This is a genomic window from Porphyromonas sp. HMSC065F10, assembly GCF_001808555.1.
In the GTDB taxonomy this organism is placed as follows: domain Bacteria; phylum Bacteroidota; class Bacteroidia; order Bacteroidales; family Porphyromonadaceae; genus Porphyromonas_A.
Window position 1 is genome coordinate 1 of the sequence record NZ_KV793780.1, and the last position, 13,287, is coordinate 13,287.

Consider the following 13,287-nt stretch of genomic DNA (forward strand, 5'->3'; position numbering starts at 1 on the left):
CCTCTATGTGTGTACTTTTCTAGGACACCACATTTCTCCCCTATGGAACTAAAGTGCCAAGGCGTATTGGCACTGCACATCTCCGCTAAGAAACCAAAAAGGCTCCCCAATCGGCTTCCTATTAACTATGATAGAACATGTGGGGAGTGTCGTGAGAGGTAGTTGTGGCACTGAGCTAAGTCGCTTGTGCGGGCTATCACTTCAGGGGTGACGCACTTGAGCTTTATATGAGTCATTTAACTCATTGTGAAGAGTGGGGAACGAGGCACCCCGACAGGGGTGCACGGTGTTTAGACCGGGTGTCGAGGAGGGGCGCAAGCCCCGACGTAGACCCCGGGATAGCTCGGTCGAAAAAAATCCCTACGACCCCGCCAGGGTGTCGCACTTACCCGTCAGGCAATCAAGTGCGTCACCTTAGCGCAGTAGATCCTCCGGTGCGCTATGCCCGATCGACACAGCGGTCACCTCGGCAGGGGGGGCAACCCGAGCTGAAAACGCCCTCCCCAAGCGGTCTTCCGCAAGAGACTCACGCTAAGGGGGAGCACCCTTGGCGAATAGGGGCGATCTCTAATACCGATATTAGAGAATTCTTTTATCGGTATTAGGCGACACCTATGATCTGCGGGATAGGTCGGCAAATCTATGCCACCCGTCCGCCTTGTCCGGTGAGACGGACGCATCCGAGGGCAATTCCACACGGAAATACAATGAGGTGCGACAAAATAAGTATCTTTACACAGAGTGAGTATAATGACGAGGCATAAAACAATGAGTTCTGCCAAATACAACTGCTACATACAGATGACAAGCGCGAAAAACTAGGCTATAAAACTCCCTATGAAGTTTTTTCCTGCATTTTTAACTGTGTTGCACTTGACACTGGAATGTGCGTAAGAAGGAGATACGCTATCACGTAGTAATAGTTCAACCTGGGATGAGTAAGATAAACGGTAGTTTAGAGATAAAATTATTGTTAGGTACAACAGTCCAAGTGTTAAAGCAAATGGCGAATATTGATTGTTGAGTTATCTGTAGCCAATAGCTAACATTATGCTATAGTTTGATCAATATTTTTCTATCATGGATGCGAGGGAGTGTATGATTGTCGACTTGGAAAGAAGAGGTGATAAGCGAATGTTTATCACTGAGAAAGTCGCATCAATTAAGAGGAATGAAAATGGGTATTGGACAGTTCGCTTTTCAACTTCTCATCGTGTCTTTAAGTACAATCAAGCTCGCTTACTTTACCTAACCAATCCTGAGGTAGTAGACATAGAAAGAAAAGGGCTGTACATCAATAATAGACGAATTACTGATGTCGCCGAATTACTCCGCTTCTCTACCCAAAATCTCAACTTTTACCGTATAACTGATACCAATGGTTATGCTGAAAACTTTGAGGGCAAGAATGTTTATATTACCCGTACTCCCATAAATGAAAATGGAGGTTCGACTTGGGATTATCTCATTAAGCTTGCTGCAGAGACTGGACTCTGTGATGAGGATGGGAATAATGTACTCTCAAATGGATATAGTCTGATAGACTTAAAACGAGACAATGTACCTCTTGCTCAATACCTCGGGAATAAAAGCAAGCTCGCCACCTATTCCGCACCAAAGCAAGTCTACTATCCTTTCGGGTGTAATGCAAGTCAAAAGAGTGCGGTAGAAGCCGCTTTGACTAATCAAGTCAGCATCATTCAAGGACCTCCTGGCACTGGGAAAACGCAGACTATTCTCAACATTATTGCGAACCTACTATTGGCGAAAAAGAGTGTACTAGTCGTTTCCAATAATAACTCTGCTGTAGCCAATGTGGCTGAGAAACTTCAAAAAGAAGGGCTAGGCTTTATCGTTGCCCAGTTGGGTAATGCGGAAAACAAAGAAGCCTTCATCAAACAACAGCGTCAAGACTACCCTAATATGGAAGGATGGTTGTTACAAGACCCTTCTATTACAAAGAAGTTAGCGAAGGAGGCTCTACAGACAGTTACTCAAGGCTTTGAAGACCATACAAATCAGGCAAAACTCATGACAGAGTATCAAGCCTTGATGACGGAGAAGCACTATAGTGATTTGCAAGATAGATTTAGCTCTTTGGATGATAAATGGCTATATAGTAAACCCTCTAAGAAGCTGATTAAATTACTCACTCTTATCCAACTATTGGAAGAGCAATCAAAGAATCCTAATCTTTGGTTTAGATTGAAGTGGGCACTTGCTTTTGGCTCTCGGGCTTTCTCATTTCTGAAGAATGATATGTCTCAAGTAATTGAGAGCATACAAAGGGGATATTATCACAGTAGAAAGGCAGAGATTGAGCATGAGCTTAGCAAAATCAGTAGTAGATTAGCATCTATAGACCTCCAAAGTAGTGCGAGAACTCTTACAAGCTCATCTCTTCAGTTGCTCAAGCATAAAATGGCTGATCGCTACAAAGGTGGCAAACGACAGGAATTCTTCTATAAAGATTTCAAGAGCAAGACAGAAACATTCTTAAAGGAGTACCCCATTGTACTAAGTAGCACATATAAGTCAAACTCCAATATTAGCCCAGACTATGTGTTTGACTACGTGATAATGGATGAAGCCTCACAAGTAGATATTAAGACAGGAGCTCTAGCCCTATCTTGTGCAACAAATGCCGTTATTGTTGGTGATGACAAACAGCTTCCTAATGTGGTGAGTCCAGAAGAGGCTCGTGCTATCAATGCTATACTGAGTGATTACGATGTTCCTGATTGCTACAATGGAGCGACGCACAGCTTCTTACGATCTTGCACGGAGATATTTAAGGATGCCCCCACGACATTGCTCCGAGAGCATTATCGTTGCCACCCTAAGATTATTGAGTTCTGTAATCAGCGTTTCTATGGTGGAGAGCTCATTACAATGACTAACGATTCGGATGAAAGTCAAGTATTGCATGTAGTACGGACTGTAAAAGGTAATCACGCACGCAAACGAATCAATCAAAGAGAAATTGATGTCATAGAGCAAGAGGTGTTCCCACAATACAAAGACAAGGGGAGTGTGGGAATTATCACTCCATATCGTGATCAAGCTGAAGCAATCAATCTGAGACTGAAACAGGATATTGCAAGCACAGTGCATAAGTATCAAGGACGTGAATGCGATACCATTATTATGAGCATGGTAGATAATGCCCCCTCAGAATTCTCTGATGACTCAAATTTGCTCAATGTGGCGATATCAAGAGCTAAGACACATCTGTGTATTGTCTGCACTGGGAATGATATGCCTGAGGATACGAATTTGGCACAACTGATAGATTACATTCAGTACAACAACTTCGAAGTTACTGATAGTAAATTATACTCGGTATTTGATATACTCTACCAGCAGTACACAGTTGAGAGATTAGCCTATCAAGTAGAACACCCGCAAATATCAGAATATCTCTCTGAGAACCTTGTCTACAACACTCTAACGCAAGCCTTAGGTGAATTATGTCTACACAATCTCTCTATAGTATGTCACTATCCACTCTCTAAACTAATCTCAGATTGGTCACTTTTGAATGCTGAAGAACGAGCCTTTGCGGAGAGTCCTTTTGCTCACGTTGACTTTCTTATCTATAATAGCATCACCAAGCAACCACAGATGGCAATTGAGGTGGATGGATGGCACTTTCACAAGGAAAGTTCTGTTCAGGAAGCACGAGATACGTTGAAAGATAGTATCCTATCAAAGTACCATCTTACTTTGCATAGAATTTCTACAACAGATATCGTAACAATAGAAACGATGAAAAACCTATTAGAAAAGTCATTATGGATAAAGTAACTAAAATAGTAGAAGCTGCCGCTACAATAGCCAAGCAACTACACGAAGGGCAGGTCGATAAAGCTGGTGAAGATTACTTTAGTGGGCACCTTACATCGGTAGCATCTATGGGAAAGACTTGGCAAGAACAAGTAGTCGGTTATCTTCATGATGCAAGTGAAGACACACCGCACACTGTTGAAGAAATATTGACTATGCTGGATGAAGAGTTTAGTGAGCCACTTCTTATCTCCGATAGAGAGGAGCTTTCTACTGCATTGCGGCTGCTCAACCACCGTTCAGCACCCGACCGAGAAAGATATATCCGTGCAATCGGAGAGAACTCACTGGCAACAGCAGTGAAGCTAAATGACCTTACCCACAATATGGACTTATCTCGTCTTCCTAATCCAACAGAGGAGAACTACAACAGAGTAGAAAGATACAAGCAAGAATACAACTATCTATCAAAACGACAGATACGAGAACATTGAACCAACATCTTCTTTGTGCCAAAATAAGTCGCATCAATGCCAATAGTGTCCTAAACTATAAGACACCCAATGTAGTCAACAAAAACATCAGTCTTGAGAAATTGCATTAGCGGGTGGAATGTACGGGCTGAGAAAAGCGTGGAAAATATACGCTATTTTGGTGGAAATGAGTACATTTATAACCCAAATAACATCTCAAAAATGGAAAAACTGAATCGAATTAAAGTCGTTCTGGTTGAGAAAGATATGACTCAGACCGAACTGGCTACAAAATTAGGTAAAAGCTATAGTACAGTAAACTCATATTGTGCAAACAGGCAACAGCCAACGCTTGAAGTTCTAAAGAAGATAGCCTCTATCCTATCTGTGGAAATGAAAGATTTGATTGTGGATAAATAAGACTAATAGCAATGGCAAAAAAAACGACACGTGTTATTGACCTATTCGCTGGATGCGGAGGTTTATCTCTCGGCTTTCAAAATGCAGGCTTTGAGATAGCTGCCGCTTATGATTTTTGGGATGAAGCGATAGCCATATATAAACGCAACTTTGATCACCCTATTTACAAGCGAGACTTAAATGATATTGATGATCTGAGTGATATGGAGGCTTTGAGACCCAATGTGATTATCGGTGGCCCTCCTTGCCAAGACTATTCAAGTGCCGGACATAGGAACGAGAATCTTGGCCGCGCTCACCTCACTATTAAGTATGCCGAAATTATAACACGGATTCGACCGCAATTCTTCCTAATGGAGAATGTTCCCAATATACAAAAGAGTGAGAAATTGGGAATTGTCTTATCCATATTCAAAGAAGCAGGCTACGGAATAACTCGCATGGTAATGGATGCGAGTAAATGCGGTGTACCTCAAAAAAGAAGGCGATACATCGTCATAGGTGGTCTGAACGAGAATGATGGTTTCTTAGACAGCCTCCTATTAGAGGGACAGAGCAAAAAGAGTATGACATTGAGGGATTATTTTGGAGATTCGTTGGGATTTGAATATTATTTCAGAGTTCCACGTTCCTATTCACGACGTGGCATATTCAGTATTGATGAGCCATCTATGACTATTAGAGGCGTAGATAGGCCTGTCCCACCTGGATATTCTGGACACCCTAATGATCCAATTCCATTAAATCCATCTATTCGAACACTTACGCCTCAAGAACGTAGCTGGATACAAACATTTCCACGCGATTTTGATTGGGGCGAAGGCAGCAAGACAAACTTAAATCTTGCAATAGGGAATGCTGTGCCTGTAAAATTGGCAGAGTATATTGCACGATGCCTAAAACAGTATATCAATGGCAAAAAATAACTATCGACTAATAGACCTCTTCGCTGGGTGCGGTGGAATGAGCCTTGGATTCCAAAATGCAGGATTTGAGGTCATTGCAGCGTATGATTTTTGGCAAGCAGCCATAGATATATATAAGGAGAATTTCCAGCACCCTATTTACAAGGTTGATTTGTCTCAAAAGGATATAAGCGAAGAACTTGCGGCTGCAAACCCGGACATAATCACAGGAGGGCCACCATGCCAAGACTTCTCCATAGCGGGCAAACGCGAATTTGAAGGTAAACGTGCCAATCTAACCCTGATATATAGTAATATTATTTCAGCGGTTAAGCCTCGTTGGTTCGTCATGGAGAATGTATATAATATAGAGAAATCTCCCGTGTTTGCTCAAGCCGTATCAAATTTCCGAAAAGCTGGATATGGCATAACAAAACGAATATGGGACGCCAGTTATATGGGGGTTCCTCAAATGAGGAAACGATATTTTGTAATCGGAAAGCTTGGCGCTCCCGATGATTTCCTCATGCCCAGTTTGTTAAAGGGACTTACGGAGAAACGCATGACAGTGAGACAATATCTAAAGGATTCTCCTTTGGATACAGAATACTACTATATGCACCCACGTAGTTATGCACGAAGAGCCATATTCTCTATTGATGAGCCAAGTGTAACTATTAGAGGCGTAAATAGACCGATTCCTTCTGGCTATCAATTCCATCCCGCAGATAAAACAAGAGACATCAATCTTGTTCGCTCTCTTACATCAAAGGAGCGGAGTTATTTGCAGACATTCCCTGCAGAGTTTATCTTTGTAGGAGCTAAAACAGATATAGAGCAAGCCATTGGCAATGCTGTGCCTGTCAAGATGGCTGAATATATTGCAAAGCGAATCATAAGATACATGATGGATTATGATTGACGAGAACGCCATAAGACAACGCTTGGAAAACTTTGAATTTGAAGGTTATGCGAAAGCAGTTTCGAAACTGCTTTCTGCATTCGGTATACTTGAAACAACCATCGCTAAAATCACCTCTAAAATAGACCAAGGTGAAAGCGGGCCATTTTACGTATATCGACGTGCTGTTGTGTATTGTACTGAAGACATGGTGTCGGCGGAAGAGTATATCTCTGCCAAACGGACTATGCCTTTACTAATTGTGTTCATCCCACGTCAGATTATCATTACCAATGAATATATTGGTAGTGTTATATGCGACTATGTGGATGTTGCTACATATATCAATTATCTGGCTCCTTTGCAAAGTTGGGATATAAATCGCAATGATCACTATAGTACCTTAGAACTTGATAGCCTCGTGGAATCATTGTACCGAGAATTAATATTAAATGACAACAATGAAGAAAACACACGTTGCTTCATTTTCTCGCTTCTCTATATGGCACATTTTAGCACTTTGCTAGAGATGTCACAGGTACAAGAAAGTATCAAGGGTTATAATAAGAGTGATAAAGAAAAGCTATCCAAGGTCTTTGATTTATTCTTTGCATGGAAGTGTCCCTTTGTTACGGATAATACACGGGACTTACTATTGAGCAACGATGCATATAAGTATATCTTCGCGATACTACAATTTGACACGAATTTGATTGATGCCGAATTCCTTACCTCGTTAATCTATAAGATGACAGGTAAGGATGAGGCAGGATTGTATGGGCATCAAACCTCATTTATAAATGTAGAAAAGCTGTTGCAGCCATTATTCCTAAATGAGATGCAACGGAAGGCGAATGCATCTACCACAAAAAATGTGTTCCAAGTTGTAGCAGAAATATATAATACAAGAGTCTTGGATCCGACCAATGGCCCCGGTTGCTATTTGGTCGCTTCCTACAATGGTTTGCTTCAACAATTGCGCGACATTGAGACCAAATTCGATATCACATGTGGAGACCCCTTGCATATTGACCAGTTTATAGGACTAGTGTCCAATGAACTGACGCAAGAACTTTCCCGTCTGGCACTTACATTTGTGCATAGTTCTGAGCTGAAACGTCTCGGACTTCTAAGCCCAGATTCAATACGGGACACATACCATCAGTTGGCTATTCACGTTAGAGATGAACTAAATACTCCATGGGAAAATTATGTCAGCCCTGCAGATTTCGTGTATGTTGCTGGAAGCCCTGATTTTAAGGGCAACAATAAGATTCCCGCGTCTGCAAAACAGGCTATGTTGCGTATCTTCGAAAGCAAACAACTAAATAGTGCCGATTATTGTTCAGCATGGCTTATGAAAGCCGCCAGGTTTATTTCTGGCACTCCTGCAAAGGCTGCGTTTGTTCTTACGAATTCGGTGTCACAGGGTGCACAATCAACTTTCATTCTAGACAAAATCAATGAAGCTGGTTGTGAATACATCTTTGCACATAGGTCTTTTAAATGGAAGACATCCAATGACAATAGTGGCGTAACTGTTGTTATTATTGGAATTGGCACAAAGGGGCGGTTGTCAAGGAAGTATCTATTTGAAGGAGGCAAAGAGTTCCGCTGTCAAGAAATCGGCGCGAGTCTTTTGCCCGATATTGATATACGTGTGAAGAGCCGGACAACACCACTGTCACCATTATTGCCGCATATGTGCAAGGGCAATATGCCAGATGGGGCTACTTTTTTGACATTCACGTCAACCGAATTAGATGCTTTCCTGGACGCATATCCGGAATCGACCAAATTCATTAAACCTCTGTATGGAGGCGAGGAGTTCGTTAAAGGAACACCGAAATGGGTTTTGTGGATAACAGACAATGAATTAGAAGAAGCCAAACAGATACAAGGAATCGCTGACAGAATAGAGCAAGTACGCCAACAACGCCATAAGCCAAGTTCTACCTCTTCAGATAAGAGCAAAGCGAATCCACATAAGTTTAGGGAGGACCGAACTACAAGTAAAGGAAAGGTCTCGTTAATTGTGCCTTGTGTTACATCTGAAAACCGCCAATATTTTCAGATGGGCATTCTTGGATCCAATGCTATCGTTAATAATAATGTTAGCGTTGTTTTTGACTGCGATATATGGCTATTAGCACTATTGGAATCTCGGATGCATGAAGTCTGGGCTAAGAATGCCTGTGGAGGGCATGAAACACGTCCAAGGTATTCAAGCGCACTATGCTATAATACTTTTCCTGTTCCAGACTTGACATCCAAACAAATATCTACGTTAAGAAATCTATCAAGAACGCTACTTGAGGTGAGGGAAAAGTATTGCGACAAATCATTAGCCGACATATACTTGAAAATGCCGCCTGAATTAGTTCGGGTTCATAAATTGATAGATGATACCGTGGATTCATACTATAGGAACCAACCTTTTTCTTCAAACGGAGAAAGGTTGATGTGGTTAAAAAACATGTATAACACGCTTATAGATAATGAATAATATCTTCAATGCGACATACGACAGGAATGGTAGTAGCGTAACAACAAACGCTCTAGGAATGCGCGAAATGCAGCAGAGAATATATGAGAAATATGCATCTCAGTATCTTTTGCTGAAAGCTCCCCCTGCATCAGGCAAATCAAGGGCTCTTATGTTTGTAGCCATAGAGAAGCTCAAACAGGGTCTGGTAAAAAAGGTCATTGTAGCAGTTCCTGAGCGTTCAATCGGGAAGTCATTTTGCAGCACCGAACTCAAAGCAAATGGTTTCCACTCGGACTGGGTGATATCTCAGAAATACGACCTATGTTCGCCAGGCGGAGAGCCAATGAAGACAAAAGCGTTTGTTGCCTTTATGGAGGATGAAAATGCGTCAGTACTTCTATGCACCCATTCGACGCTGAGGTTCGCCTATGAAAAAATAGGTTGCCAGAATTTCAACGATTGCCTTTTGGCCATCGATGAGTTTCATCATGTATCAGCAGAGGCAGATAGCAAACTAGGTGAACTTATCAGGGCTATAATGGCCGATACTAATGCTCACGTCCTGGCAATGACAGGGTCATATTTCCGTGGTGATTGCGTTGCCGTCTTGAGTCCTAGTGATGAACGGAAGTTTGAGAAAGTCACATATAACTATTACGAGCAACTGAATGGTTATCAATATCTGAAATCCCTCGGGATTGGTTTCCATTTCTACAATGGAGTGTATTTTGAAGCCCTGAAAGATTCTGAAGTCTTGGACTTGTCAAAAAAGACAATTATCTACATCCCTAATGTAAATTCGTTAGAATCAACGGGTGAAAAAATAATGGAGGTTGACCAAATACTTGGTTGTATTGGAACTTACCAATATACTGATGACTTCGGTGTCTATCACATATGCTCTAGTGATGGACGGGAATTGCGTGTTGCTGACTTGGTGAACGATACAGACTATGAGCAGCGTGAAAAAATCATGTCTTATCTAAGGGCTATCAAAAAGCCCGAAGATATGGATATTATTATTGCTTTGGGTATGGCTAAAGAGGGTTTTGATTGGCCTTTCTGCGAGACAACATTAACAATTGGTTATCGAGGTTCTTTGACTGAAATCGTTCAGATTATCGGTAGATGCACACGTGACAGCAAGAACAAGACCCATGCACAGTTCACCAACCTCGTAGCAGAGCCAAGTGCTAATTGCGAAGAAATTGTTGAAAGTGTCAACAATATACTAAAAGCAATATCTGCATCATTGTTAATGGAAGAAGTTATAGCCCCCAAATATAACTTCAAACCAAAAGAGACTTCAACTTCTACAGAAGGGGAAACTGATGGTGCTTCCAAATACGATGATGGAAGCGGGCATACCATTTTCATTGAAGGGTTCCGTGGAATTAAATCGGATAGGGTAAAAGATATCATCGAGAATGACCTCGTGGATTTAAAGGCAAGAATCCTTCAGAATCCTGATGTGCAACACGCAATCGGACAGAATGTACCTGCTGAGACAATTAACAATGGTCTAATTCCCAAGGTTATTCGCGAGGTACTTCCCGACTTAAACGAAGAAGAATCTAAGGAATTGGGCACCTACATTGTGATAGACTCCGTTCTGTCACACAAGGACGTGAAGGATATCAATGGTCAGAAGTTTTTGGAATTTGCTAAACGGCTAATTAACGTAAATGACATAAACATAGATCTGATATATTCGGTAAACCCATTCCATGATGCATACGAGGTATTATCCAAATCTCTGGATGCCCGAGTCTTCCGCTCTATTCAGGCATACATCAAATCGATGCGAATTGATGTAACCGATGATGAGGCCAAGGTACTTTGGCCAAAAGTTACTGAGTTTGCCAAAAAGATGCAGAGAGAACCCAGTTTGGATAGTAACGACCCATATGAGCGTAGATTGGCAGAAGTGCTACTTTACGCGAAGAGAAGAATAATGGAAAGTCATGGCTGAAAAGAATTCTGATTTTCTAGACTTTTTGTCTCAGAACGACCCTTTAGGTTTGTTGAAAAAGCAACCTAAAGCTAAACAAAGATCAGAGCAAACCGTTCTGTTACGGAACTTCGAGGAAGTTGTAAATTTCTTCGAAGAACATGAGCGTGAACCTAAAAGTCGGCATCTTATATATATGAATTTCAATTGTTCTGCCGTCTTGAAGCCATACGGAATAACTCTAAGATGGTAAAAGAGCTGAAAGAGTTTGATATGTATGGACTTTTGGAAGGGGTAAGCATATCCAATATCACTCTGGAAGACATCCTGGGAGACGATCCTTTAAATCTGTTGTCCGGTGATTACGATAGGTCTATCTTTGAGATGAGTCATGTGCAAAAGTCTGACCGCATACAGCCGGAGTATATATCGCGGCGCAAGTTCTGTCAGGACTTTGACACCTACAGACCAATGTTCGAATCTCTGCATAAGGATTTGGAAGAAGGCAAAAGGAAATTGGCTGTTTATCATCCACAAGATTTGGTCCCCGACAAATTTTATGTTTTGGGAGGTGTCATAGTATACTTAAAATCGGTGGATGGCGATTCGAACCTATACCGCTTCAAAAGTGGTGATAGGCAACGCTTTGATGGTCGCACGTGCTGCATTTTTGATAATGGGACAACGTCCGATATGTTATATCGTTCACTAGACAAGGCTCTCCAAAAAGAAGGCTATGCTATAACCGATTTTGACGAAGAACAGCTTGTTGCTGAACGAATTGAAGAAATCGATCAGGCAAGAGGCTTTGTTTATGTTCTTAAAAGCAAACACGCCAAATTGCGGAACGTTCCTGATGTATATAAGATTGGGAGCACAACAACATCTGTAACAGACCGCATTAAAAATGCCGTCAATGAACCAACCTACCTTTATGCAGGTGTTGAAGTCGTTCAGGTTTATAGGTGCTATAATATCAAACCCCGTGAGCTAGAGGATAGGTTGCATACCTTCTTCGACCAAGTTCGACTTAACATCAACATCCCAGATGACAGGGGTGTTGTTATCTCACCGCGCGAATGGTTTTGTGTAAATATCAATGTCATTGGAGAGGCCGTTGACAAAATCATCCACAGAACCATAGCTGGTTATGTATATGACCCATCATCACGATCAATCATCGCCAAAAGTGCAAGTCTTGAACCAAAATTGGGTGATGCTGAACTTTACGAGAAGATAATCAATGAAATTAATCTCATAGGAAAAAGCATGGAGCAGAAGCCATCCTTGTATCAAGGTAAGGATGAAGAAGCCCTTCGAGATGTTTTTATCGCTATGTTAGAAAGACGATTTCAGTCAGTAACCGCCACAGCCGAAACTTTCAATCACATAGGAAAAACGGACATCCTACTTAAAGATGCGACAGATAGTTCCAATCTGTTTATTGGCGAATGTAAAATATGGCGTGGTAAAAAGCATTTCATGGAATCCATTAACCAACTATTTGACAGATATCTTACTTGGAGAGATACCAATGCAGCACTTATGGTTTTTGTCCAAGGAACGAACCTTACTACTGTCATGAGTGTAATAGAGGATTCTGTCACACAGCATCAATATTACAAACGCACCTGCGGAAAGCATAATGAAACATCTTTAAGTTACATCTTCGGTTTGCCCCAAGATGGTCACAGAGATGTCAAACTGGAAGTTATGGTGTTTAATTTTGACGAAGTATAAAGCACTTATGAATGCAACAGATCTTAAAAAAAACGAATTGCCTTCATCCGTAAGTGACTCTGTTCTAAAAGAAATCATGAAGGCCATACCGGTTTTATCAGCTTTTGTTTCAATAGCGGATAATTATTTTCATGACATACAATACAATAATCTGGTTGAAGATAATGTTTTACCATAACAACGACTTGTTATGCAGTTATGCAAGGTTGCACTCGAGATACTCGGGGAAGTAATGGAATTAATTGAGCATAGTACTGAGTTTTCTCGCACTACAGACAGAAAAGGATGCCTTATGGTTCCATTCATGGAGGACGCTTTTCATTCTCTCTTCATGGAACAAGTAACGCTATACTTGCCGAGCTCATGCTCAACCTGAGTAGCAAGCCCTTTTTGGTCGGTTCTTATCTATAAGGAAGAGGGGTGACTCAGAGAAATGCTATTTACAGAAGGCTATATTGTCCGTTACGAAGCACATTACACACAGAAGCGAGAAGGACTTCTCTTCATGAATTGTACGGTTTCAGCACGTGTCATAGAGATAGGTAATACCTATTATAATAGTATGTGGTAAGATACTATTATTCCCTAATGAGGTGAGAGAGTGTTGGGTCAGCTTTGATACG

Annotated in this window: 10 protein-coding genes; all 10 read left to right on the forward strand. The window is 41.4% G+C overall.

Translation table 11 applies throughout. The features are described from left to right. Window positions 1-1,080 precede the first annotated feature (1,080 nt). The gene (locus tag HMPREF2890_RS04320; RefSeq protein WP_070465934.1) at window positions 1,081-3,807 is read left to right on the forward strand and encodes an AAA domain-containing protein; all 2,727 of its coding nucleotides are present in this window, start codon (window positions 1,081-1,083) and stop codon (window positions 3,805-3,807) included. Continuing rightward, a complete protein-coding gene (locus HMPREF2890_RS04325) occupies window positions 3,795-4,280 on the forward strand; it encodes a phosphohydrolase (RefSeq protein ID WP_070465937.1) in 486 nt (161 codons plus the stop codon). The genes HMPREF2890_RS04320 and HMPREF2890_RS04325 overlap by 13 nt, the downstream gene beginning before the upstream one ends. A gap of 201 nt (window positions 4,281-4,481) precedes the next feature. Next, complete coding sequence (locus HMPREF2890_RS04330; RefSeq protein WP_070466000.1) at window positions 4,482-4,679, forward strand: helix-turn-helix transcriptional regulator; 198 nt, start codon at window positions 4,482-4,484, stop codon at window positions 4,677-4,679. An 11-nt stretch (window positions 4,680-4,690) separates the two neighbouring features. Continuing rightward, the gene (locus HMPREF2890_RS04335) at window positions 4,691-5,605 is read left to right on the forward strand and encodes a DNA cytosine methyltransferase (protein WP_070465939.1); all 915 of its coding nucleotides are present in this window, start codon (window positions 4,691-4,693) and stop codon (window positions 5,603-5,605) included. Then, window positions 5,592-6,506, forward strand: coding sequence for a DNA cytosine methyltransferase (locus HMPREF2890_RS04340; RefSeq protein WP_070465941.1), 915 nt, complete (start codon window positions 5,592-5,594; stop codon window positions 6,504-6,506). Before HMPREF2890_RS04335 ends, HMPREF2890_RS04340 begins: the two co-directional genes overlap by 14 nt. Next, window positions 6,499-8,991, forward strand: a complete 2,493-nt coding sequence (locus HMPREF2890_RS04345; RefSeq protein ID WP_070465946.1) for a type IIL restriction-modification enzyme MmeI — start codon at window positions 6,499-6,501, stop codon at window positions 8,989-8,991. The genes HMPREF2890_RS04340 and HMPREF2890_RS04345 overlap by 8 nt, the downstream gene beginning before the upstream one ends. Beyond that, on the forward strand, window positions 8,984-10,945 hold the full coding sequence (locus HMPREF2890_RS04350) for a DEAD/DEAH box helicase (RefSeq protein WP_070465948.1): 1,962 nt from the start codon (window positions 8,984-8,986) through the stop codon (window positions 10,943-10,945). Before HMPREF2890_RS04345 ends, HMPREF2890_RS04350 begins: the two co-directional genes overlap by 8 nt. 225 nt (window positions 10,946-11,170) lie before the next feature. Continuing rightward, window positions 11,171-12,664, forward strand: a complete 1,494-nt coding sequence (locus HMPREF2890_RS04360; protein ID WP_070465952.1) for a GIY-YIG nuclease family protein — start codon at window positions 11,171-11,173, stop codon at window positions 12,662-12,664. A 7-nt stretch (window positions 12,665-12,671) separates the two neighbouring features. After that, window positions 12,672-12,842 (forward strand): hypothetical protein, encoded by a 171-nt coding sequence (locus HMPREF2890_RS09070; RefSeq protein WP_168160413.1) that lies wholly within the window; start codon window positions 12,672-12,674, stop codon window positions 12,840-12,842. A gap of 255 nt (window positions 12,843-13,097) precedes the next feature. Further along, complete coding sequence (gene tssD, locus HMPREF2890_RS09430; protein WP_168160414.1) at window positions 13,098-13,235, forward strand: type VI secretion system tube protein TssD; 138 nt, start codon at window positions 13,098-13,100, stop codon at window positions 13,233-13,235. Window positions 13,236-13,287 lie beyond the last annotated feature (52 nt).

Coding starts and splice junctions, on each gene's coding strand:
- HMPREF2890_RS04350 (WP_070465948.1), top strand. CDS start 8,984: ATGAATAATATCTTCAATGCGACATACGACAGGAATGGTAGTAGCGTA.
- HMPREF2890_RS04330 (WP_070466000.1), top strand. CDS start 4,482: ATGGAAAAACTGAATCGAATTAAAGTCGTTCTGGTTGAGAAAGATATG.
- HMPREF2890_RS09070 (WP_168160413.1), top strand. CDS start 12,672: ATGAATGCAACAGATCTTAAAAAAAACGAATTGCCTTCATCCGTAAGT.
- tssD (WP_168160414.1), top strand. CDS start 13,098: ATGCTATTTACAGAAGGCTATATTGTCCGTTACGAAGCACATTACACA.
- HMPREF2890_RS04340 (WP_070465941.1), top strand. CDS start 5,592: ATGGCAAAAAATAACTATCGACTAATAGACCTCTTCGCTGGGTGCGGT.
- HMPREF2890_RS04360 (WP_070465952.1), top strand. CDS start 11,171: ATGGTAAAAGAGCTGAAAGAGTTTGATATGTATGGACTTTTGGAAGGG.
- HMPREF2890_RS04325 (WP_070465937.1), top strand. CDS start 3,795: ATGGATAAAGTAACTAAAATAGTAGAAGCTGCCGCTACAATAGCCAAG.
- HMPREF2890_RS04320 (WP_070465934.1), top strand. CDS start 1,081: ATGGATGCGAGGGAGTGTATGATTGTCGACTTGGAAAGAAGAGGTGAT.
- HMPREF2890_RS04345 (WP_070465946.1), top strand. CDS start 6,499: ATGATTGACGAGAACGCCATAAGACAACGCTTGGAAAACTTTGAATTT.
- HMPREF2890_RS04335 (WP_070465939.1), top strand. CDS start 4,691: ATGGCAAAAAAAACGACACGTGTTATTGACCTATTCGCTGGATGCGGA.